Origin of the sequence: Serratia sp. SCBI, from assembly GCF_000747565.1 — a bacterium.
Classification (GTDB): Bacteria; Pseudomonadota; Gammaproteobacteria; order Enterobacterales; family Enterobacteriaceae; genus Serratia; species Serratia ureilytica.
Window position 1 is genome coordinate 2947557 of sequence record NZ_CP003424.1, and the last position, 22565, is coordinate 2970121.

General features: G+C 58.2%; 18 protein-coding genes. 4 read left to right on the plus strand and 14 right to left on the minus strand.

From position 1 onward, the window contains the following. Positions 1–47: 47 nt before the first annotated feature. The 3 genes from cbl to chaB all read right to left on the minus strand — a co-directional run bounded on the left by cbl (position 48) and on the right by chaB (position 2475). Positions 48–1001 carry an HTH-type transcriptional regulator Cbl gene (gene cbl / locus SERRSCBI_RS13770; RefSeq protein ID WP_033634950.1) on the minus strand — a complete coding sequence of 318 codons (954 nt, stop codon included), beginning with the start codon at positions 999–1001 and terminating at the stop codon, positions 48–50. Between the two features lie 300 nt (positions 1002–1301). Further along, positions 1302–1997 (minus strand): gamma-glutamylcyclotransferase, encoded by a 696-nt coding sequence (locus tag SERRSCBI_RS13775; protein WP_033643457.1) that lies wholly within the window; start codon positions 1995–1997, stop codon positions 1302–1304. A 250-nt stretch (positions 1998–2247) separates the two neighbouring features. Beyond that, positions 2248–2475 carry a putative cation transport regulator ChaB gene (gene chaB / locus SERRSCBI_RS13780; RefSeq protein ID WP_033643458.1) on the minus strand — a complete coding sequence of 76 codons (228 nt, stop codon included), beginning with the start codon at positions 2473–2475 and terminating at the stop codon, positions 2248–2250. 130 nt (positions 2476–2605) lie between these two features. Between chaB and SERRSCBI_RS13785 the strand changes: the two genes are divergently transcribed. Further along, positions 2606–3424 (plus strand): siderophore-interacting protein, encoded by an 819-nt coding sequence (locus SERRSCBI_RS13785; RefSeq protein ID WP_033650884.1) that lies wholly within the window; start codon positions 2606–2608, stop codon positions 3422–3424. Positions 3425–3715: 291 nt separating this feature from the next. Continuing rightward, on the plus strand, positions 3716–4819 hold the full coding sequence (gene chaA, locus SERRSCBI_RS13790; protein ID WP_025303229.1) for a sodium-potassium/proton antiporter ChaA: 1104 nt from the start codon (positions 3716–3718) through the stop codon (positions 4817–4819). Positions 4820–4855: 36 nt separating this feature from the next. Here the strand turns inward: chaA and lpxO are convergent, their stop codons facing one another. The 5 genes from lpxO to efeU all read right to left on the minus strand — a co-directional run bounded on the left by lpxO (position 4856) and on the right by efeU (position 10813). Beyond that, entirely contained in the window at positions 4856–5758 is a 903-nt protein-coding gene (gene lpxO / locus SERRSCBI_RS13795; RefSeq protein WP_033650883.1) for a lipid A hydroxylase LpxO, read from the minus strand. A 235-nt stretch (positions 5759–5993) separates the two neighbouring features. Next, entirely contained in the window at positions 5994–6782 is a 789-nt protein-coding gene (phoH, locus tag SERRSCBI_RS13800) for a phosphate starvation-inducible protein PhoH (RefSeq protein ID WP_015378226.1), read from the minus strand. A 718-nt stretch (positions 6783–7500) separates the two neighbouring features. Next, a complete protein-coding gene (gene efeB / locus SERRSCBI_RS13805; RefSeq protein WP_042784800.1) occupies positions 7501–8799 on the minus strand; it encodes an iron uptake transporter deferrochelatase/peroxidase subunit in 1299 nt (432 codons plus the stop codon). Between the two features lie 11 nt (positions 8800–8810). Next, a complete protein-coding gene (efeO, locus tag SERRSCBI_RS13810; RefSeq protein WP_042784801.1) occupies positions 8811–9947 on the minus strand; it encodes an iron uptake system protein EfeO in 1137 nt (378 codons plus the stop codon). A 20-nt stretch (positions 9948–9967) separates the two neighbouring features. Beyond that, positions 9968–10813, minus strand: coding sequence for an iron uptake transporter permease EfeU (efeU, locus tag SERRSCBI_RS13815; RefSeq protein WP_042784802.1), 846 nt, complete (start codon positions 10811–10813; stop codon positions 9968–9970). 400 nt (positions 10814–11213) lie between these two features. Between efeU and SERRSCBI_RS13820 the strand changes: the two genes are divergently transcribed. Beyond that, positions 11214–12176 carry a glycosyltransferase gene (locus tag SERRSCBI_RS13820; protein ID WP_049866685.1) on the plus strand — a complete coding sequence of 321 codons (963 nt, stop codon included), beginning with the start codon at positions 11214–11216 and terminating at the stop codon, positions 12174–12176. 58 nt (positions 12177–12234) lie between these two features. Here SERRSCBI_RS13820 and putP read toward each other — a convergent pair whose 3' ends face one another. Continuing rightward, on the minus strand, positions 12235–13719 hold the full coding sequence (gene putP, locus SERRSCBI_RS13825) for a sodium/proline symporter PutP (protein ID WP_033643494.1): 1485 nt from the start codon (positions 13717–13719) through the stop codon (positions 12235–12237). 571 nt (positions 13720–14290) lie between these two features. Here putP and putA point away from each other — a divergent pair. Further along, positions 14291–18262 carry a trifunctional transcriptional regulator/proline dehydrogenase/L-glutamate gamma-semialdehyde dehydrogenase gene (gene putA / locus SERRSCBI_RS13830; protein WP_042784803.1) on the plus strand — a complete coding sequence of 1324 codons (3972 nt, stop codon included), beginning with the start codon at positions 14291–14293 and terminating at the stop codon, positions 18260–18262. 311 nt (positions 18263–18573) lie between these two features. Here the strand turns inward: putA and tcyN are convergent, their stop codons facing one another. From tcyN to fliZ, 5 genes are all read right to left on the minus strand, one after another. Continuing rightward, entirely contained in the window at positions 18574–19326 is a 753-nt protein-coding gene (tcyN, locus tag SERRSCBI_RS13835; protein WP_033643496.1) for an L-cystine ABC transporter ATP-binding protein TcyN, read from the minus strand. Between the two features lie 3 nt (positions 19327–19329). After that, positions 19330–19992: a cystine ABC transporter permease gene (gene tcyL, locus SERRSCBI_RS13840; protein WP_033643498.1), complete on the minus strand. Its 663-nt coding sequence runs from the start codon at positions 19990–19992 to the stop codon at positions 19330–19332. Beyond that, positions 19992–20792 carry a cystine ABC transporter substrate-binding protein gene (tcyJ, locus tag SERRSCBI_RS13845; protein ID WP_033650878.1) on the minus strand — a complete coding sequence of 267 codons (801 nt, stop codon included), beginning with the start codon at positions 20790–20792 and terminating at the stop codon, positions 19992–19994. The genes tcyL and tcyJ overlap by 1 nt, the downstream gene beginning before the upstream one ends. Positions 20793–20907: 115 nt before the next feature. Continuing rightward, entirely contained in the window at positions 20908–21900 is a 993-nt protein-coding gene (locus tag SERRSCBI_RS13850) for a D-cysteine desulfhydrase (RefSeq protein ID WP_033643500.1), read from the minus strand. A gap of 124 nt (positions 21901–22024) precedes the next feature. Then, complete coding sequence (fliZ, locus tag SERRSCBI_RS13855; RefSeq protein WP_033643501.1) at positions 22025–22534, minus strand: flagella biosynthesis regulatory protein FliZ; 510 nt, start codon at positions 22532–22534, stop codon at positions 22025–22027. Positions 22535–22565 lie beyond the last annotated feature (31 nt).

The window sequence follows — 22565 nt, forward strand, 5'->3', positions numbered from 1 at the left end:
GGCGGGCAATGCAGAATGCGCGGCAGGAATTGCCTGCCGCTTATCGGTTAAATCTGGTAATCAATCACCGCGTCCAGCTGCGACGAGAAGACCTTGTCCTTTATTTCGGTCAGCGACAGCGTCGGGTTGCACAGTTGGATAAAGCGCCAGGCATAGTTGCGCTGCAGCTGGCTGCGTTTCAGGCCCAGCCATACCGTATTAGGCTCAAACAAATGCTCGGCGTTGAGACTGACCAACCCGCGATCGCGCTCTTTTTCATACGACATGTCCGCCAGCACGCCCACGCCTAACCCCAGCTCGACGTAGGTTTTAATCACGTCGGAGTCCTGCGCGCTGAGCGCGATGTCCGGGGTCAGGCCCGCCGCTTTGAACGCCGCATCCAGCTTCGCGCGCCCGGTAATGCCCTGGCGGTAAGTGATCAGCGGCAAGGTGCTGAGCATCTCCAGCGTCACCTGCGGCTGACGCGTCAACTCGTGCCCTTCCGGCACCAGGATGGTGTGATGCCAGCGGTAGTAAGGGAACGCCGCCAGCGATTCGTCACTCATCAGCCGTTCGCTGGCGATGCCGATATCGGCTTCTCCGGCGGCCAACATCGAGACGATCTCCTCAGGGCTGCCCTGATTGAGCACCACCCGCACCCGCGGATAAAGCGCGCGAAACTCTTTGATCACCCCCGGCAGACTGTAACGCGCCTGAGTGTGCGTCGTTGCGATATGCAGCTGCCCCGAGTCGTTGCTGCTGAAAACGTCCGCCAGGCGACGGATGTTGTTGGCGTCGTTGAGAATGCGCTCCGCCACCACCAGCAGCTCTTTGCCGGGTTCGGTCATGCCCAGCAGCCGTTTGCCGCGGCGAATGAATATTTCAATGCCCAGCTCTTCTTCCAGCTCGCGAATATGCCGACTGACGCCGGACTGCGAGGTAAATAACGTATTGGCGACCTCAGTCAGGTTGTAGTTGCAGCGCGCCGATTCACGAATAATTTTTAATTGTTGAAAGTTCATCCCCGTCTCCCTGTTTCTTCCAGTAGCGTTAGCCATATTGATACGGAGTCCGACGAGTCTGAACAAATAAGAAATAACCTTTACTTATGCAATTTAATACTAAGTCGATCATTCTGCTTCGCAGGTGGGGTGGGAAACTGACAAAAAACAGCTAATGACTTTAAAAATAATGGGATAGATAACCACAATAAAAACATGCCTTCAATCGCTGCGCAAATTAAAGTTATTAAATATAGGCATTAGATATAAAAAAGGGCTCAGCATGCTGAGCCCCTCACCGTTCGCATTCCCGCAGCAGCCTCAGGCGGTGGCCTCGCTGCCGATGCCGCCGGTGCGGTTCTGCTGCAGCCACTGCTGTACACAGCGCACCAGATCGCCGATGCAATCATCCTGCATGCCGTGGTGCTTCAACTCGTTATCCAGCGCAAACAGATATTGCGCGTTGGTGCCCAGCGGGCCGCTGGCGCTGGCGATCAATGGCGCAATCACCTGGTAGCTGGTGTCTTCTTCAAACAGCGGATGCTGCGGGTTCATCACGAACACCAACGCAGTAACCTTCTCGCCGCCATCCAACTGCAGCTCGCACCAGGTGGGCACGTAGCAATCGGTCACCATTTCGCGCTTCCAAAGCAGCTCCAACTCTTCACGCAACTTGCTTTCCGGCAAACGAAACGCCAGGCCCGTGGTGTGGCCGCCGGCTTTTAACGCCAGCATGCGCCCCGGCTGATGCAGCGTGCCGCGCCCGGCGGTCAAGCGCATGCAGAACGCCCGGTGCCAGCCCTGCAGCGTGGCTGGCCGCACTTCTTCCGATTCGAAAACTGGATTCCACATCAGCGAACCGTAACCGAATATCCATACGGGGCTGTGATCGGGCCGGCGCGATAAGGTGCAATCCAACGAGGCTGCACGCTGTTCAGGCGTCAGCAACAACGACTCCTCAATAGCGCCGAATGCAGTTTTGCAATCCGCTTTTTGCAGAAAATCTCGCGTTAACACTGATATTACCTCCCGGGAATACGATTTCTCGCCTTCCCTCGCCACTGCTGAACCTTTGATGTTTTATTTTCGGCTGCGGATTTTTATTAATTCAATCACCGCGCCTTATAAGAATGACCTTATTCTTTTCCTGACGTGCAATCAAGTTACAAAGCGGCGTTAAAGTGAAAAAGTATTTGTACTGAGCAGCAATAATATTAATTGCCGGGCTCCACATAATGTCTGCGCGATTTTACTGCGTGATAATTCGTTACTTTTTATGCCAGCGTTCGTCGTCGCCCTTGCGATAGCTTTGCTTGACCGCCGCCCAGGCCACCTTATGCGCCGTCTCTTCCCGGCTGTCGTCACCGCGCCGCTCATCGGGATCCCGGTATTGTTGCCAGGCGCTGTTGAACGCTTCTTTATAGATCGCCTGCGCATGTTCCGGCAGCACATGCTTAACGTTGTCCGGCAAGTCGTTCGTGCTGTGGTAGGGCATATGGCCTCCCCTTTCAGGATGAGTGAACCTTAAGCCTAGCCCACATGCGGTTTCGTCTCAATTAGCAAACAATTCTCATTATCAAACGACATGTTATACTCACCGCCAAACGAACTATAAGGAGAATCCCGTGACTACCGAAGCCCCTCGCTCACGCGCCCCCTACCTGATCGCCGTCAGCCGCGTACAGGACATTACGCCGCACCTGCGCCGCATTACCTTTACCGCTCCCGATCTGCGTTACTACCCGGCCAATGCCGCCGCTGCACACATCAAAGTCTTTTTGCCGCTCGCCGGCCAGACGCAGCCGGACCTGCCGACGCTGACCGAAAACGGCCCGCGTTGGGCTGCGGACGCCGTGCGCCCGATCGTGCGCACCTATTCCATCCGCGCCGTGCGCCCGGAACTGGCGGAAGTGGACATCGAGTTCGCCATTCATGACCATCAGGGCCCGGCGGTGGACTTTGCACGCCAGGCGAAAGCCGGTGATAAAATCGGCATCAGCAACCCGGGCGGCCCCAAGCCGATGCTGCCGGCCGCCGACTTCTACTGCCTGGCGGGCGATCCTTCCTCACTGCCTGCGCTCGCCGCACTGCTGGAAAACCTGCCGCCACACAGTGCCGGACGCGCTTTCGTCCGCGTCGACAGCAACGCTGACGTCATTGACCTGAAGAAACCCGCCGACGTTGAGGTCAATTGGGTCGTCGGCGGCACGGAGAAGACCGACGAGTTGGTCGCTCGGTTCCGCGCGCAGTCCCTGCCGCAGGGCGAAAGCCACTTCTGGCTCGCCGGTGAAGATCGCCTGGTGGTTGAGCTGCGCCGCTACCTGCGTCGCGAACGTCAATGCGATCGTAATCGTCTTTATGCCGTACCTTACTGGCGTGAGGGGCTAAATGAAGAGGGTTACCACAATAAACGGCATGAAATCATGGATAACATTGACGACTGATGGTCTCATTTTCCTTGATTAACCACGAGCTAAACAAGTAAACACGACTTTTCTCAAATCTAACGCTAAAAATTGGCGTTATTGCGTAAAAGTAAGTAAATAAAACCGCACCCCGTGCGGTTTTTTTGTTACCCTGATCACATAAGCAAGCAATTGCTTTCTCAGATAAAACAACATCACACCGGCGCCGCGGGTGTATCTAATATAAAATACCTACTGGAAACGCAACGTTGCCGTATCACGGCGACCGGCGCTGACGGGCTACGCTGTTTGAGAAGGAGTGCCACCCTCATGAAGTCGCAACACGATCCTGGCCGATCCACCAAATCTCGCCATACCGAATACTCGCTGATCTTCCCTATCGCCGCGCTGGTGGTGTTAAATCTATGGGGCAGCACCGATAACTTTCCGCTGATCGTCGGCATCAATATTCTCGCGCTGGTGGGGATCCTCAGCAGCGCCTTCAGCGTGGTGCGCCACGCCGACGTGCTGGCTCACCGATTGGGCGAACCCTACGGCTCGCTGATCCTCAGTTTGTCCGTCGTGATCCTCGAAGTCAGCCTGATTTCCGCGCTGATGGCCACCGGCGACGCCGCGCCGGCGCTGATGCGCGACACGCTGTACTCCATCATCATGATCGTTTCCGCCGGCCTGGTCGGCTTTGCGCTGCTGCTCGGTGGGCGCAAGTTCGCCACTCAGTACGTCAACCTGGGCGGCATCAAACAGTATCTGATGGCGATTTTCCCGCTGGCGGTGATCGTGCTGGTGTTCCCGAGCGCGCTGCCAGGCGGCAACTTCAGCACCGGGCAAGCGCTGCTGGTGGCGTTGATCTCCGCCGCCATGTATGGCGTGTTCCTGGTGATCCAGACCAAAACCCACCAGAGCCTGTTCGTGTACGAGCATGAAGACGACGATGGCGACCCGCACCACGGCAAGCCCTCTTCGCACAGCAGCGCCTGGCACGCCGCCTGGCTCATCGTGCACCTGATCGCGGTTATCGCCGTCACCAAGTTCAACGCCAATCCGCTGGAAGGCCTGCTGACCAAGATGAATGCACCGGCGCAGTTCACCGGTTTCCTGGTGGCGCTGTTGATCCTGTCGCCGGAAGGCCTGGGCGCGCTACGCGCCGTGTTGAACAATCAGGTGCAACGCGCCATGAACCTGTTCTTCGGTTCGGTGCTGGCGACCATCTCCCTGACGGTGCCGGCGGTGACCATCATCGCTACTCTGACCGGGCAGACGCTGATCTTCGGCCTGCAAACGCCGCATATCGTGGTGATGTTGACAGTGTTGCTATTGTGCCAGCTGTCGTTCTCGACCGGCCGCACCAACGTGCTGAACGGCACCGCCCACCTGGCGCTGTTCGCCGCCTACATGATGACTATCTTCGCCTGATCAAAAAGGGGCGCACTCTGTGCGCCCCTGCCTTCGCTATACCGAGAAGAATATCGCCGCGGCGATCCCCCCGAACAAAATCCACTTGATGATGTAATAACCGGTGCGGTTCCAGGCCTTCAGGCGTTTCCCCACCCGGCGTATCGCATAGATGTATTTGAACATCTTGTTGACGCCGCCGGTGCGATCGCCCTCTTCATTCGGCGCCGTGGCGGCGCTCATCAGGTTGCGCCCCAGCCAGTGATTCACCGCCTGCGCCCAGCGGTAACGCATCGGCCGTTCGATGTCGCAGAACAGGATCAGACGATTCTTCCCGCTCTGGTTTTCCGCGTAGTGCAGATAGGTTTCATCGAACATCACCCCTTCACCGTCGCGCCAGCTGTAGCGCTCACCGTCCACCTCAATGAAGCAGCGGTCATCGTTGGGGGTAATCAACCCCAGGTGATAGCGCAGCGAACCGGCGTAAGGATCGCGGTGGCGCGGCAAACGGCTGCCGTCCGGCAGTTCGGCGAACATCGCCGCCTTGACCGAAGGCAGGCTGCGCAGCAGTTCCGTGGTCTGCGGGCACAGGGTCATGGCGGAAGGATGGCTGTCTTCATACCATTTCAGGTAAAAGCGTTTCCAACCGGTCTTGAAGAACGAGTTGAAACCGGCATCGTTGAATTGATCGGACGCTTTGATCTGCTGGATCTCCATCAGCTTCTGTCCTTCGTCGCGGATGGTTTCCCAGTTCTCCCGCAGTACCGCCAGCTCAGGGAACTGCTCCGGCTTCAGGTACGGCGTAGTCGGCACACGAGAAAACAGATACATGAAGACGTTCAGCGGTGCGGTAAAGGTGGAATGGTCAGACAGCTGCCGCCAAACGTTGTAGCGCACCCGTCCGCGGTAATGCACATAGACGACGCATAAAATAAGCAAAATCAGAATGATATATTTCATGTTTGAATCGCAGCAAGGAACCCACACTCAATGCGCCGCGCGGCGCACACCCCAGAAAATGTCCTTTTGGCGGCGCAGGCAAACTGCGCGCCAATCTGGAACCCATTAATCATTAACGCTAACTCAACGAAAATCTATACAGAAAACCACAATAATTTACACAAAGGTTAAACGAGAGGGGAAATGGGGGCGATAAAAAAGGACCGCCGAAGCGGCCTTTCCATTAGCGGATAGGTTAACTGTAAGCGTTGAGCGTGCGCTGGCACAAAGCGGAGCGCACGCAGTCCTGTTTTTCAAAGCGGATAACGCCGATCATCTCGTCCTCTTCGAAGCGCTCCAGGGCATCGCTGAGACCGGATTTCACGCCGCGCGGCAGGTCGCACTGGGTCACGTCGCCGTTAACGATAACCGTCACGTTTTCCCCCAGGCGGGTCAGGAACATTTTCATCTGGCTGGCGGTCACGTTCTGGGCTTCATCCAGGATAACGACCGCATTTTCGAAGGTGCGTCCGCGCATATAAGCGAACGGCGCAATCTCTACCTTGCCGATTTCCGGGCGCAGGCAGTACTGCATAAAGGAAGATCCTAAACGACGTACCAGAATGTCATACACCGGGCGGAAATAAGGGGCGAACTTCTCGGAGATATCCCCCGGCAAGAAACCGAGGTCTTCATCCGCCTGCAAAACAGGACGGGTAACGATAATCCGATCCACCTCTTTATGGATCAGCGCCTCCGCCGCCTTGGCGGCGCTGATAAATGTTTTGCCACAGCCGGCTTCGCCGGTGGCGAAGATCAGCTGCTTATTCTCTATGGCTGATAAGTAATGACCCTGAGCTTCGGTTCTAGCCTCGATGGGTGAGCTATCGCGCTTGTCTCGCGCCATGCCGATAGACTCGACTCCCCCCATTTGCACCAGCGAGGTCACAGACTCTTCTTCCAGCTGGCGATGACTACGAGCGTCACGACGAATAACGCGTTTCGCTTCACGACGTGCTTTGATCACTGCTTTCTGTCTACCCATAGTGGCACCTTACAGTTTGTTTCACCTACCGCAACGGCCAGGCCGTGCGATTATGTTTCACACACGTATTAGGTTTTGGCCTCCTCCGAGCCAATAAGAGCCAAGGGACAATGTGAATTGACGGCAACGCTTAAGCGCCGTTGCTTCACGGGACAACGCGGACTGCATCAATAAACGTGGAGTAAAAAGTGGTGAGATTCGGTAGCGATAAGAGTGCGGAGTTGCCGGTAAAAGAGAGTCGGAGAGAGAACCCTCGTTACAACGAGAAATCAGGGGAGATGTGTTATTTTTTCTTTCCAGCCCAACCAAGGACTTTACCATTAGCGATCCCCGCAGTGATATTTACAGCTTCAAGCTGTGCACCGTGTGAAAACTACCGCCAGATGATTACAGTATAATGACATTCAATCCTGTCGCGTTACTAAAATGTAAAAAAATTTTATATGTTTGGTTTTTAGTTATCGCTAAAACACTATATCACGCGCGACACGTCATTCCATAAAAATTTTTAACATATAAATTTCAACGAATTACAATTAAAAACCGCGAATGACACTTTGGTTTCTTGATTAAATTTTGCACAACCAAAAGTCGGCGTGCCCTTCAGATTTTTTAATCCGCAGGCGACGGATTGAATTGAACTCCGTCGCTTAATGTCCCGCACAATAGGCAAGTCAACGTAAAACGAGGCAGGCGAGCCCGCCTCGTCATTGCGCGCTCAGGCCTTGAGCAGGCCGCTGGCCAAATAATCGCCGCGTTCTTTCACGCCCGGCAGCACGAAGAAATACCCGCCGCCAATCGGCTTGATGTATTCCTCCAGCGCTTCGCCGTTCAGCCTTTTTTGCACCGTCAGGAAACCTTTCTCCAGGTCGGCCTGATAGCAGACGAACAGCAGCCCCATTTCCAGCTGGCCGGCATTGGATACCCCCAGTGAATAGCTGTAGCCGCGTCGCAGCATCAGATTGCTTTGGCTTTCCGGCGTGCGTGGGTTAGCCAAGCGAATGTGCGCGTCCATCGGGATCACCTTGCCGTCGGGATCGTTCGCGTAATTCGGCTCGTCATGTTCATGCTTCATGCCCAGCGGCGCGCCGCTGTGCTTCTCGCGGCCGAAAATGGTTTCCTGCTCCTGCAGCGGCGTGCGATCCCAAAACTCGACGCGGAAACGAATAATACGCGCAGCCTGATAGCTGCCGCCCGCCGTCCACGCCGGTTCACCGACGCTGTCGCCGACCCACACCACCTTATCCATCAGCGGCTTGTCGTCGGTTTTCGGGTTAGCGGTGCCGTCTTTGAACCCCAACAGGTTGATCGGCGTCTCTTTGCCTTTGCTGCGCGCCGCGTGCGCGGAGATGAACCCTTCCCGCTTCCAGCGCACGCTGAGCAGATCCGGCGAATGCTTAATGATATCGCGCAGCGCGTGGAGAGCGGTTTCGTTGGTGTTGGCGCAGATCTGCAGCAGCAGGTCGCCGTGGCAAAGCGCGGCGTCCAACGCATCGTTGGGGAAGCGCGTCATCTTCTGCAACCGCAGCGGTTTGTGCGCCTGCAGACCAAAACGTTCATCAAACAGCGATGCGCCGACCGAGACGGTGATGGTCAGGTTGTCCGGGTAAATCTCCGGCCCCATGATGCCGGAATCGAGCGGCGGCAGCTTGGCGTCCACCTCCGGCGCCTTGCCGCCGTGGGTCAGGAAGGCGATGCGATCGGTCAGCAGCCGGAACAGGCGCTCCAGATCCGCTTTGCTGGTCGCCAGCACATCGAACGCCACCAACATCATGGCCGCCTGTTGCGGCGTCAGCACGCCGGCCTGATGGCGGCCATAAAACGGCTGTTTCTGCCAGCGCTCATCCTGCGGCGTCGCCAACGGCTCCGCCGCGTTACCCGCCGCCTGCGCCAGGCGGCTGCCGCCCAACGCCAGCGCGCCCAGCCCCAACCCTTGCAGCAAACGGCGCCGCGAAGGCGACGCCGCTCCCTGAGAGTGCGGATGCGGCCCGTTATTCGGGCCTGCCTTGTTGCTCATAGCCGTATGCCTCAGTCCAGACCCAATACGCCGCGCAGTTGGGAAAGATCTTCCGCCAACGTGGTGATCGGCCCTTTCAACGCATTGCGATCGGCATCGGTCAGCTTCTCATAGGACTCATAGCCGTCTTTGGTTTGGTACTTCGCCAAGATGGTGTCCACGGTTTTGAAGTTGGCGTCGATCTTGTCCAGCAGCGGCTTATTGGCCTTGACCAGCAAAGGACGCAGCAGGTTGACTATCTTCTGCGCGCCGTCGACGTTGGCCTGGAAATCCCACAAATCGGTGAGGCTGTAGCGGTCTTCTTCACCGCTGATTTTGCTGGCCGCCACCTCTTCGATCAGCCCGGCTGCGCCGCCCACCACTTTGCTCGGCGGGAAGGTCAGTTCACTCACGCGCTTTTGCAGCTCTACGGTATCGTGGTACAGGCGATCGGCGTAGGCGCCCATGTCTTTGGTGGAGTTGTCGGCAAACAGCGCCTTCTCCAGACGGTGGAAACCGGTGAAGTTCGGATCCGCCGATTTCTTCTCGTAGTCGTCTTCGCGGGCGTCGATGCTGCCGTCCAGATCGGAGAACAGCTCGGCGATCGGCTCGATGCGCTCATAGTGCTGGCGGGTCGGCGCATACAGCTTGCGCGCTTGTTCCACGTTGCCGGCCTTCACCGCGTCGGTGAACAGCTTGGTCTGTTTCACCAACCCATCAACTTCTTTGGTGACGTAAACCTTGTATTCGGCAATCGGGCCGACCAGGTCCAGCGCGTTCGGTTTGCCGTCGGTGGCGCCGTTGGCCGCTGCGGTGACAGTCAGTTTGCCTTTCGGATTGCTGAGCAGCCCGCAGGTCATGTCATATTCGCCCGCCTCCAGCGTGGCGGTCATTTTCTGGGTAAAGCCCGGCGCGATGTTCTCACGCTCTTCCACCACCATCACCCCTTTCAGGATTTCCCATTCGACGTTTTTCTGGCTGGTGTTGTGCACCACAAACTGCGTATTGCCGGCCGGCACCGTCAGCTGCATCGGTTCGCACTGCTTATCGTTGACCGTGACCTTGACCTGCGGCACGTCCGCCGCCAAGGCATCGATGCTCAGCGCAAACGCCGGGATAGCCAGTAATGCTGCGTGCAACGCCTTGCGGCGAAATAACGGAGTAGACATACGAGATTCCCTATTAAACATTAATGATTGATTTTACGTTGCGCCGGGGCCGCTGCCGGCTCCGCGCGCTGCGGCAGAAAGAAGAAAATCAGCGCCGGGATCAAATACAGGAAGTAGACCGCCACTTCGCTGACCGTCGGCGCTTCCTGATAACCGAGGATGCCTTCCAGCAGGGTACCGAACAGCGAATGGGTCGACAGGGTGCTGCTGAAATCGAAGGAGATGTCCTGAAAGTGGTTCCACAGACCGGCTTCGTGGAAGGCGCGGATCGCCCCGGCGGCCAGCCCGGCGGCGACGAACAGAATGAACAGGCTGGTCCATTTGAAGAATTTGGCCAGATGCAGCTTCACCCCGCCCCAGTAAATCATCATGCCCAGCACGATGGCGGCGACCAGGCCGAGCACCGCACCGATCGGCGCCGCGGCGCCCACGTCTTGCTGAAACGCCGCCAGCAGGAAGAACACCGACTCCAACCCTTCGCGCGCCACGGCGAAGAACACCATCGCCACCAGCGCCCACCCCTGCCCTTTACCGGCGCTGAGCGCCTGATCGATCGCCCCTTCCAGATGTACCTTGACCGACCTGGAGACTTTGCGCATCCAGAACACCATATAGGTGAGGATCAGCACCGCCACCACCGCCACGATGCCTTCGAACAGCTCCTGCTGTTTCTGCGGGAACTCGCCGGTGGTCTCATTGATAAAGATGCCGAGCGCCAAACACAGCGCCGCCGCGACAATCACGCCGATCCACACCGCGCCCAGCCATTGGCTGCGCTGCGTGCGCTTCAGGTAGCTGGCGATCAGGCTGACGATCAGCGCGGCCTCCAGCCCCTCACGGAACATGATAAGAAAGGGAACGAACATAGATAATCACCCCTGAAAGACCGCGGCGGCAGAGAAAACCGGCTCGCAATGAGCCGCGGCGAGTATGTAAAGAAACGTAAAATACAACGAGAGTGATTATCATTCTGCCAAAAAGAAATACAAGAGGCGCAAGCGTGATTTTTTCTAATCAAATGTCGCCAGGTGTTACAAGGCGGAGAGCGCAGAACGTTCATGAAGAGCCATGATATACTGCAGTGAGTGAAATACCCCGCCCTGACACGGTAAACCTGAGGGATATGCTGGCTCTGTTCCTTATGAGCAACACAGAAACGGTGTGGCAGCAAACTTATCATGATCGACATGGAAACGATTTAATCCTGCCGTCAGAACCTGGTTAACCGGCATGAGGCGAGCCTGCAGCGAGTAAAATGGAGTGAAAATGAAGATATCTGCCATCGTTCCGGCATTTAACACGGAAAAATACATTGGTGAATGCGTTAGATCATTACTGCAAAACGATCATGAGAAAATTGAAATCATCTTGATCAACGATGGTTCAACCGACAAAACCGGCACGATACTGGATAGCTTCGATGTACCATGCATTAAAGTGATCCATACCGAAAACCAAGGCCAATCGGCGGCCCGAAACACGGGGCTTGCCGCTGCATCAGGCGATTATGTGATCTTTGTGGATAGCGATGACAAGCTCGCCGACAATGCCTTGGATCGTTTGACTGACATATTAAAGGATACCCAAAGTGACGTCGTCTTCTTTGAGTCTTCCGTCTTCTTCGACGATGAAAAACTGGCTGAGAGATTCAACCCAAAGTATGAAAGAAACGGTTTATTGAGTAATTTCACCTGCTCCGGTACGCATTTTTTTCAGCAAGCTGTTAATCTCGGCAATTACATCGTCAGTCCTTGCCTTTACATATCCAGCAGAAAAGCTTTAAAAAACATCCAGTTCAAAAATGGCATCGTACATGAAGACAACATATTCACTACGCGCCTTCTGCTTGAAAATGATATTACCGTTCATTGTGTCAATGAAAAATTCTATTTACGCCGCGTGCGGCATGGCTCAGTAATGACGCAAAAGAAAGGCGATGAACATATCAACGGCTACTATAACTGTATCATCGAACTGATTAATCATCCTCCAGCCAATGCCAATCAGGTGCAGGACGAATACAATAAGTTCATTTGTCATATGGTCGATTGTTTCAAGTACACCAATAGCGACATTATCGCCGACCTGAAGGGTGAACTCATCAAACACAATGACATTGTGTCTGGTGAAGTAGCGGGATTGAAACGAGAAATCGATGAGCTGCGCAACTCGACATCCTGGAAGATGACCTCACCATTAAGACGCATGGTGACTTTCTTTAAAGGGTAATGCCTGCGGCTTGGTCAAAAAAGGGGCGCCGTGGGCGCCCCTCGTTATTTATCGTCAGTTATACCGTTTTGTACTCGGCTTCCGCCTGATCGAAACGTTCGGTCATGGTGGAAGACGGCTGGCGGCCCATCAGGCTCACCACCACAATGGCCAGACAGCCCAGGATGAAGCCCGGGATGATTTCGTACAGGCCCAGCCATTCGTACTGTTTCCAGACGATCACCGTCACCGCGCCGACCAACATGCCGGCCAGCGCGCCGTTGCGGGTCATGCGCGACCACATCACCGAGATCAGCACTACCGGGCCGAAGGCGGCGCCGAAACCGGCCCAGGCGTAGCTCACCAGGCCCAGCACGCGGTTCTCCGGGTTGGCCGCCAGCGCGATGGCGACCAACGCCACCACCAGCACCATGACGCGGCCGACCCACACCAGTTCACGCTGGCTGGCGCCTTTGCGCAGGAACGCTTTGTACAGGTCTTCGGTGATTGCGCTGGAACAGACCAGCAGTTGGCAGCTCAGAGTACTCATAACCGCCGCCAAAATCGCCGACAGCAGCACGCCCGCCACCCATGGGTTGAACAGCAGCATCGCCAGTTCGATGAACACGCGCTCGCCGTTTTGCGACACGTTGCCGGCCTGATCCGGGTTATTGGCAAAGTAAGCGATACCGAAGAAACCGACGGCGATGGTGCCGGCCAGGCACAGGATCATCCAGGTCATGCTGATGCGGCGCGCGCTGCGGATGGTGCGGTGAGAATCCGCCGCCATGAAACGCGCCAGGATGTGCGGCTGGCCGAAGTAGCCCAGGCCCCAACCCAGCAGCGACAGGATGGCGACGAAGTTCAGCCCCTTCAGCATGTCGAGGTTGGCCGGGTTCTGCGCCTGGATCACCAGCATCGAGGTATCGATGCCGCCGACGGCGAAGATCACGATCACCGGGGTCAGGATCAGCGCGAAAATCATCAGGCTGGCCTGCACGGTGTCGGTCCAGCTCACCGCCAGGAAACCGCCGATGAAGGTATACAGGATGGTCGCCGCGGCGCCGGCCCACAGGGCGGTTTCGTAGCTCATGCCGAAGGTGCTTTCGAACAGACGCGCGCCGGCCACGATGCCGGAGGCGCAGTAAATGGTGAAGAACACCAGGATGACGATGGCCGAGATCACCCGCAGCAGCTTGCTGTTGTCTTCAAAACGGCTGGTGAAATAATCCGGCAGCGTCAGGGCATTGTTGTTGGCTTCGGTATGCACGCGCAGCCTTCCTGCCACCAGCTTCCAGTTCAGGTAAGCGCCGATGGTCAGGCCGATGGCGATCCAGCTTTCGGAGATGCCGGAGAGGAAGATGGCGCCCGGCAGGCCCATCAGCAGCCAGCCGCTCATGTCGGAAGCGCCGGCGGACAGCGCGGTCACCACGCTGCCCAGACTGCGGCCGCCGAGAATATAGTCATCAAAGTTATTGGTTGCCCGGTAGGCAAGCAGGCCGATCAGCACCATCCCGAAAATGTATACCAGGAAGGTCACCAGCATAGGTGTGCTCATTGTCATTTAATTCTCCACTTTCATTATTATTCGCGTTTCGCTCCGGCCAAGCCGGCGCCGGTAAACCCACGCGCAATGCATTTCACTGGCCGCCGCGCCGGAACGTGGCGCAGCCTGCGAGCAAGTGCAGGTAAAATAGTTTCTGCCCGTAATTGTTGACCGTCGGTTATCCTAGATGAGCCTTTCATCAACCAACAAGATATTTAACAACAAAGTTACACAAAGTTTACCCTGCGTCACATTTACCGGGCTCAAAGGTTGCACTCACGACAAGCAAAATGAGTTGCACCTTGCTATTACCCTTATATACCGCAAGGTAAAGCGCCTGCGGCATCATTAACCCCGCCGCGTTCGCTCAATAACGCAACATTCGTGCCAACTGCCCGTGTTAAAAAATCGATGAAACTCACACTTCGCTCATCCGCCTGATTTAACAAGGTTGCACAAAGTTGCAACATGCAGGATATTGTCTGCATTCTTGACACCACACATCTCACGAACCTATCCCAACAGGCTTTCCGGCCTGCTGTTTGTCTAGCCTGATGGGATAGGTTCTAAACACAGGAGTTGGACAGGCATGGGCACTACCACAATGGGCGTGAAACTCGACGAGGCAACACGCGACCGGATCAAGAGCGCCGCGCAGCGCATCGATCGCACGCCGCACTGGCTCATCAAGCAGGCCATCTTTAATTACCTCGAGCGTCTCGAGAGCGGTACCGATATTCCTGAAATTCCAGCGCTGGCCGCAGCGGGCCAGCCTGAAGCGGACGACATTATGCCGCAAGCGCAGGAAGAGTCACACCAGCCATTCCTCGATTTCGCCGAACAAATTCTGCCGCAGTCGGTGACCCGCGCCGCCATCACCGCCGCGTATCGCCGCCCGGAGACCGAAGCGGTGCCGATGTTGCTCGAACAGGCGCGATTACCCGCCGATCTTGCACAGGCTACTCACAAAATGGCCTACGGCATCGCCGAGAAGTTGCGTAACCAAAAAAGTGCAAACGGCCGCGCCGGCATGGTGCAAGGCCTGCTGCAAGAGTTCTCCCTCTCCTCGCAGGAAGGCGTGGCGCTGATGTGCCTGGCGGAAGCGCTGCTGCGCATTCCGGACAAACCGACCCGCGATGCCCTGATCCGCGACAAGATCAGCAACGGCAACTGGCACTCGCACCTGGGGCGCAGCCCGTCGCTGTTCGTCAACGCCGCCACCTGGGGCCTGCTGTTCACCGGCAAGCTGGTGTCGACCCATAACGAAGCCAATCTGTCTCGCTCGCTGAACCGCATTATCAGCAAGAGCGGCGAGCCGCTGATCCGCAAAGGCGTGGACATGGCGATGCGCCTGATGGGCGAGCAGTTCGTGACCGGCGAAACCATCGCCGAGGCGCTGGCCAACGCGCGCAAACTGGAAGAAAAAGGCTTCCGCTACTCCTACGACATGCTGGGGGAAGCCGCCCTGACCGAAGCCGACGCCCAGGCCTACCTGGTTTCCTATCAGCAGGCTATCCACGCCATCGGCAAAGCCTCCAATGGCCGCGGCATCTATGAAGGCCCCGGCATCTCCATCAAGCTGTCCGCCCTGCACCCGCGCTACAGCCGCGCGCAGTACGAACGCGTGATGGAAGAGCTTTACCCGCGCCTGCTGTCGCTGACCCTGCAGGCACGCCAGTACGATATCGGCATCAATATCGACGCCGAAGAGGCCGACCGTCTGGAGATCTCGCTCGATCTGCTCGAGAAGCTGTGCTTCGAACCGCAGTTGGCCGGCTGGAACGGCATCGGCTTCGTGATTCAGGCCTACCAGAAACGCTGCCCATTCGCCATCGACGCAGTGATCGACATGGCGCAACGCAGCCGCCGTCGCCTGATGATCCGTCTGGTGAAAGGCGCCTACTGGGACAGCGAAATCAAACGCGCCCAGATGGACGGCCTGGAAGGCTACCCGGTTTACACCCGCAAGGTGTACACCGACGTTTCCTATCTGGCCTGCGCCCGCAAGCTGCTGTCGGTGCCGAACCTGATCTATCCGCAGTTCGCGACCCACAACGCCCATACGCTGAGCGCCATTTATCACCTGGCCGGCAACAATTACTACCCTGGCCAGTATGAGTTCCAGTGCCTGCACGGCATGGGTGAACCGCTCTACGAACAGGTGGTGGGCAAAGTGGCCGACGGCAAACTGAACCGCCCTTGCCGCATCTACGCGCCGGTCGGCACCCATGAAACGCTGCTGGCTTACCTGGTGCGCCGCCTGCTGGAAAACGGCGCCAATACCTCGTTCGTCAACCGCATCGCCGACGCCACCCTGCCACTCGACGAGCTGGTGGCCGATCCGGTCAGCGCCGTGGAAGCGCTGGCGGCCAGCGAAGGTCAAATTGGCCTGCCGCATCCGCGCATCCCGCTGCCGCGCGAGCTGTACGGCGAGAAGCGCACCAACTCCAGCGGTCTGGATCTGTCCAACGAACAGCGTCTGGCTTCGCTGTCCAGCGCCCTGCTCACCAGCGCCAGCCATCCATGGCGCGCGGAACCGATCATCGACGCCGAGTTGGATCAGGGCGTCGAACAGCCGGTGATCAACCCGGCCGAGCCGGGCGATGTGGTCGGCTACGTGCGTGAAGCCACCGAAGGCGAAGTCAGCCGCGCGCTCGACGCCGCCGCGGCCGCCGGCCCAATCTGGTTCGCCACACCGCCGACGGAGCGCGCCGCGATCCTCGAACGCGCCGCCGAGCTGATGGAAAGCCAGCTGCAAAGCCTGCTGGGCATTCTGGTGCGCGAAGCGGGTAAAACCTTCAACAACGCCATCGCCGAAGTGCGTGAAGCGGTCGATTTCCTGCACTACTACGCCGGCCAGGTACGCGACGATTTCGCCAACGACAGCCACCGCCCGCTGGGCCCGGTGGTCTGCATCAGCCCGTGGAACTTCCCGCTGGCGATCTTCACCGGCCAAATCGCCGCCGCGCTGGCGGCGGGCAACAGCGTGCTGGCCAAACCGGCCGAGCAAACGCCGCTGGTGGCCGCGCAGGCGGTGCGTATCCTGCTGGAAGCCGGCATTCCGCAAGGCGTGCTGCAGCTGCTGCCGGGCCAGGGTGAAACCGTCGGCTCAACGCTGGTTAACGACGCCCGCGTCCGCGGCGTGATGTTTACCGGCTCCACCGACGTCGCCGGCATTCTGCAGCGCAGCATCGCCGGCCGTCTGGATCCACAAGGCCGTCCGACGCCGCTGATCGCCGAAACCGGCGGCCTGAACGCCATGATCGTCGACTCCTCCGCCCTGACCGAACAGGTGGTGACCGATGTGGTGGCTTCCGCCTTCGACAGCGCCGGGCAGCGTTGCTCCGCGCTGCGTATCCTGTGCATTCAGGAAGACGTGGCGGAGCACACGCTGCAAATGCTGCGCGGCGCGATGGCCGAATGCCGCATGGGCAACCCGGAACGCCTGTCTACCGACGTGGGCCCGGTGATCGACGCCGAAGCCAAAACCGGCATCGAACGCCACATCCAGGCGATGCGCGCCAAAGGCCGCAAGGTATACCAGGCCGCCAAAGGCAGCGCGCAGGATGAGAAAGAGTGGGCGCGCGGCACCTTCATCAAGCCGACGCTGATCGAGCTCGACAGCTTCGACGAGCTGCAGAAAGAGATCTTCGGCCCGGTGCTGCACGTGGTGCGCTTCCAGCGCAACAATCTGGACGCGCTGGTCGATCAGATCAACGCCGCCGGTTATGGCCTGACGCTGGGCATTCACACCCGTATCGATGAAACCATCGCCCGGGTGACCGAACGCGCCAAGGTCGGCAACCTGTACGTCAACCGCAACATGGTCGGCGCAGTGGTCGGCGTACAGCCGTTCGGCGGCGAAGGCCTGTCGGGTACCGGCCCGAAAGCCGGCGGCCCGCTGTACCTGTACCGTCTGCTGGCCAACCGTCCGGACGACGCGCTGCAACGTACGCTGCACCGCCAGGACGAAGAGCGCCCGATGGAAGCCACCGCGCGGCCGCAGCTGCTGGGCGCGCTGCAATCGCTGGAGAAGTGGGCGGTCACCAGCCAACAAGGCGAACTGGCGGCATTGGCGCAACGTTATGCGGAACTGGGCCAGGGCGGCACCGTACGTCCGCTGCCGGGCCCGACCGGCGAGCGCAACACCTATGCCCTGCTGCCGCGTGAACGCGTGCTGTGCCTGGCGGATAACGAAACCGACGCGCTGATCCAGCTGGCCGCCGTGCTGGCGGTTGGCAGCTGCGCGCTGTGGCCGGAAGCGGAACTGCAACGCAATCTGTTCCGCCGCTTGCCGAACGATGTGCAGGCGCGCATCGCCTTCAGCAAAGACTGGCAGCAGGACAAGGTTGAGTTCGACGCCGCCATCTACCACGGCGATGCCGACCAGCTGCGCACCCTGTGCGAGCAGATCGCCCAGCGCGGCGGCGCCATCGTCTCGGTGCAGGGCTTCGCCCCCGGTGAAACCAACATCCTGTTGGAACGCCTGCTGATCGAACGTTCCCTGAGCGTCAACACCGCCGCCGCCGGCGGTAACGCCAGCCTGATGACCATCGGTTAACGCATCCTCAAGGCTGCACGCGTTGCAGCCTGATGGGCTTACCGCTACGCAAACCCTGCACTTGTGCAGGGTTTTTTATTGTCCGCAGGCCGATCGGCCGTTAGCGCCTTGTTATCCTTACAGGGTGGGGCGTCGCTCATGGACGATGGATTACTCTGCTTGAAAGTCGCGTCAGCGCGCTACGAGACGCATTGACTTTCGGGTTCGGTAATATCCGGGATACAGCAGCCGCAGCGGATTTCTCGCCGCCGCCGCGCGAAACGAATGGTTGAAAGCGGAGTGAATGCGGTCGGGGGAAACGCCCCGCCGCCTTATTGATTCCGGAACTTGTCGAGGAATTGCTGGGTGCGCTGATGCTGCGGATTGGCGAACAGCGCTTTCGCCGGGCCCTGTTCGACGATGCGGCCGTGATCCATAAAGATAACCCGATCGGCCACGTCGCGAGCGAAGCTCATCTCATGGGTGACGATCACCATGGTGCGTTTCTCTTCCGCCAGTGAGCGCATGGTATTGAGCACTTCCCCCACCAGCTCGGGATCGAGCGCCGACGTCGGCTCGTCGAACAAAATCACCTCCGGCTGCATCGCCAGCGCGCGCGCGATAGCCACCCGCTGCTGCTGCCCGCCGGACAGCCGACGCGGATAAGCCGCCTCTTTGCCGCTCAGGCCCACTTTGGCCAGCAACGCGCGAGCACGCTGTTCGGCGCTGGCTTTCGCCTCGCCTTTAACGATAACCGGCCCTTCAATGATGTTTTCCAGCACCGAACGGTGCGGAAACAGGTTGAAGTTCTGGAACACGAAACCGACCTGCTGACGCAGCGCGCGCACCTGATTTTTCTGTTTGCTCAGCGGCTTACTGCCGTCGATCCGGATATCGCCGACGCGGATGGTGCCGGAATCCGGCTCCTCCAGCAGGTTGATGCAGCGCAACAAGGTGGTTTTCCCGGAACCGCTCGGCCCGATGATCGCCACCACTTCGCCGGCGTCCACCGCCAGATCGATCCCATGCAGCACCGTCTGACCCTTGAACTGCTTGGTCAATTGCTTAACTTCAATGGCACTCATGCGCTACTCCTGATCCTGGCGATTAACGTGGGCTTCCAGACGGTTTTGCAGTGCGGAAAGCAGGGTCGCCATCACCCAGTAAATCAGCGATGCCGCCAGGTACATGGTGAACACTTCCAGCGTGCGCGAGGTGATCAGCTGCGCCTGGCGGAACAGTTCCGGCACCTGAATGGTGGCGGCCAGCGAAGTGTCTTTCACCAGGCCGATAAAACTGTTGCCCAACGGCGGCAAGGCGGTGCGCGCCGCCTGCGGCAAGATCACCCGGCGCAGGGTTTGCCAACGGGTCATGCCGATGCTGGCGGCGGCTTCCCACTGCCCTTTATCGATCGACGAAATCGCCGCGCGCAGCGTTTCTGAGGTGTAAGCGGCGGTATTGAGCGACAGGCCAATCAGCGCCGCCGGGAAGGGATCGAATTCAACGCCGAACTGCGGCAGACCGTAATAGATCATAAACAGCTGGGCGATCAGCGGCGTGCCGCGGAACAGCGATACGTAAATGCGCGACAGCCACGACAGCGGCCAAAGCGGCGAAAGGCGCATCAGCGCCAGCAGAAAACCGAGCAACAGGCCGAACGCCATACCGCCCAAGCTAAGCTGCAGCGTCAGTATTGCGCCCTTCAATAAAAATGGCGCTGAATCCAGCGCCAGTTGAATACTTTCGTGCATTATTTAGTTACGTCCGCGCCAAACCATTTCTCGGAGATCTTCGCCAGCGTGCCGTCTTTTTGCATCTCGGCGATCGCCTGGTCAATCGCGGCCAGCAGCTCTGGGTTATTCTTGCGCAGCGCCACGCCGGACTCCTGGCGGGAGAATGCCGGGCCGGCCACCGCCAGCGTATCGCCGGTTTTCTTCACCAGATCCAGCGCCGCCAGGCGGTCCACCAGAATGGCGTTGATACGGCCGACGCGCAGATCCTGATACTTGGTCGGATCATCGTCGTAAGTGCGCACGTCTACACCCTGCACGTTCGCACGCAGCCATTGCTCATAGTTGGTACCCAGGCCAACGCCGACCTTCTTGCCCTTCAGGTCTTCCGGCTTGGTGATCGTGCCTTCGTTGCCCTTTTTCACCAGCGCCTGAATGCCGGAAACGGTGTAAGGGGTGGAGAAGTCATATTTCTTCTTGCGCTCATCGGAGATTGTCACCTGGTTGATCACCACGTCGATGCGTTTTGACTCCAGCGACGCCAGCATGCCGTCCCACTTGGTCGGGTTCAGCTTGGCTTTCACGCCCAGATGTTGCGCCAGCGCGTTGGCGAAATCCACTTCGAAACCGGTCAATTTGCCGTCTTCACCCTGGAAGCTGAACGGCGGATAGGTGCCTTCCAGCCCAACGATCAGCGTGCCGCGCTGTTTCACCTGCTGCAGCAGGTTATCGGCGGCGTAGGTTTGCGTCGTCACACCGGCGGCCAACGCTATACCCACCACGCCCAACAACCATTGACGACGAACTTTCGCAAACATCATAAACACCCCTGTGTGTTATTTATCTTTTTTGATATCAGCACTTTAACAGTGCGGCCGCCCGCATAAAGGAATATAACTTTATAAATATAGTTCAAAATGGAATAACAAGCGGCATTTACACCTGCGGATGGTAGGCGAACAGCGCCGGCGCACCGCCGGTGTGAACGAACAGGATGGGCCCTTCGTCGCGGAAACGCCGCTGGGCGATGCCGTCGATCAAACCGGCCATCGCTTTGCCGGTATATACCGGATCCAGCAATACCCCTTCTTGCTGCGCCAGCAGCTGCACCGCCGCCATGCCTTCTTCATTCGGCATGCCGTACTGCGGCGCGAAGTAATCGTCCCACAGCGCGATCGGCGCCAGTTCGTCGATATTCAGTGAACAGGCCAGGGCTTTCTGGATTTGTTCCACCTTCGGCAACTGATCGATCACGGTGCGCGAGACCGTCACGCCGATCAACTCGGTTTCGGGCAGCAGCTGTTGCAGCCCCACCGCCAGCCCGGCGTGGGTGCCTGCGCTGCCGGACGCCACCACCACCGAACTGAACGCCACGTTGCTGCGTTGGCTCTGTTCGGCGATTTCCAATGCGCACTGCACGTATCCCAGCGCGCCCAGCGCATTGGAGCCGCCCACCGGCACCACGTAAGGCCGGAAGCCCTGCGCCTCGAGGCGCGTCGCCAGCTCCGCCAGCTGCTGCTGCGGATCGTGCAGCGCTTCGCACATCACCACTTCGGCGTTGAACAAGCCGAGCAACAGGCGGTTGCCGTTGGTCAGGTAGTTTTCCGCGCGGGTATCGATAGGGTTTTCCAGCAGCGCGACACAGTGCAGGCCCAGTTTCGCCGCCACCGCCGCCGTCTGGCGCACGTGATTGGATTGAATGGCGCCGGCGGTAACCAGCGTATCGGCGCCTTGCCTCAGCGCATCGGCAGCCAGAAACTCAAGCTTTCTCAGCTTGTTGCCGCCCAGGGCCATAGGGGTGACATCGTCACGTTTAAGGTAGATTTCACGGCCGAGATAATCGGAGAGACGGGACAGTTTTTCCAGCGGCGTGGCGACGCCAACCAGATCCAGACGCGGAAATTGCGCCAGTTGTTGTTGCAGGTTCACTACTTCCCCCCAGGGAATCGAGTATCAACATCTGATAACCGATAGATTTAGCAGATGTGAACTGAATAATCATCCTTTATCACGGGGGGATCCGCAGACCCCGGCCCAACGGCCGGGGAAAATCTCAGTAGCTGCGCTGCCAGGCGAGATACTGATCGTATTTGCGCAGCGCAATGCGGTAGTTGTTGTGCGCCGCGGTAGGCAGATCGTCGATAATGCGCTGATGGCTGGCGCAGTTGGCAAACTTGTCTGCCGGGTAATTACGCGCCACCAGCATTTCGTCCAGCCGGCGCAGCCGCACCACGTACTCGCGAATGGTGCTGTGGCTCATCTCGGTCTGTTCGAACAGATACTGCTTGAACGCCATGATGTCGAAATAGCTCGGGTGGCTGTTGCAGGAAATCTCGCTGCAAAAACGGCACAGTGCGGTCAGCTCATGCTGCACGTTTTGCCAGACCGCATCGTCGATCGGCTGATCCATGCGCGCGATGGCTTCTTTATTGATTATCTTGCCGCGAAACACCAGCGCCATGCGGTCCAACAATTTACCGCACTGGGAGCAATGGGTCTGGCTGTGCTTGTAATCTTTCAGGTAACGGCTAAGCGGCCGTTTCTTCAACAGTATTCCTGGCATAAGGGGCAGTCCGATTGTCGCATGAGTCATC

What these genes read in the sequence shown, in the direction of transcription:
- efeB (WP_042784800.1), bottom strand. Translation starts at nt 8,799, where the DNA reads ATGAGCAACAAGGCAGGCCCGAATAACGGGCCGCATCCGCACTCTCAG.
- SERRSCBI_RS13820 (WP_049866685.1), top strand. Translation starts at nt 11,214, where the DNA reads ATGAAGATATCTGCCATCGTTCCGGCATTTAACACGGAAAAATACATT.
- chaA (WP_025303229.1), top strand. Translation starts at nt 3,716, where the DNA reads ATGAAGTCGCAACACGATCCTGGCCGATCCACCAAATCTCGCCATACC.
- cbl (WP_033634950.1), bottom strand. Translation starts at nt 1,001, where the DNA reads ATGAACTTTCAACAATTAAAAATTATTCGTGAATCGGCGCGCTGCAAC.
- putP (WP_033643494.1), bottom strand. Translation starts at nt 13,719, where the DNA reads ATGACAATGAGCACACCTATGCTGGTGACCTTCCTGGTATACATTTTC.
- fliZ (WP_033643501.1), bottom strand. Translation starts at nt 22,534, where the DNA reads ATGCCAGGAATACTGTTGAAGAAACGGCCGCTTAGCCGTTACCTGAAA.
- efeO (WP_042784801.1), bottom strand. Translation starts at nt 9,947, where the DNA reads ATGTCTACTCCGTTATTTCGCCGCAAGGCGTTGCACGCAGCATTACTG.
- efeU (WP_042784802.1), bottom strand. Translation starts at nt 10,813, where the DNA reads ATGTTCGTTCCCTTTCTTATCATGTTCCGTGAGGGGCTGGAGGCCGCG.
- tcyJ (WP_033650878.1), bottom strand. Translation starts at nt 20,792, where the DNA reads ATGATGTTTGCGAAAGTTCGTCGTCAATGGTTGTTGGGCGTGGTGGGT.
- chaB (WP_033643458.1), bottom strand. Translation starts at nt 2,475, where the DNA reads ATGCCCTACCACAGCACGAACGACTTGCCGGACAACGTTAAGCATGTG.
- lpxO (WP_033650883.1), bottom strand. Translation starts at nt 5,758, where the DNA reads ATGAAATATATCATTCTGATTTTGCTTATTTTATGCGTCGTCTATGTG.
- tcyL (WP_033643498.1), bottom strand. Translation starts at nt 19,992, where the DNA reads ATGCACGAAAGTATTCAACTGGCGCTGGATTCAGCGCCATTTTTATTG.
- putA (WP_042784803.1), top strand. Translation starts at nt 14,291, where the DNA reads ATGGGCACTACCACAATGGGCGTGAAACTCGACGAGGCAACACGCGAC.
- phoH (WP_015378226.1), bottom strand. Translation starts at nt 6,782, where the DNA reads ATGGGTAGACAGAAAGCAGTGATCAAAGCACGTCGTGAAGCGAAACGC.
- tcyN (WP_033643496.1), bottom strand. Translation starts at nt 19,326, where the DNA reads ATGAGTGCCATTGAAGTTAAGCAATTGACCAAGCAGTTCAAGGGTCAG.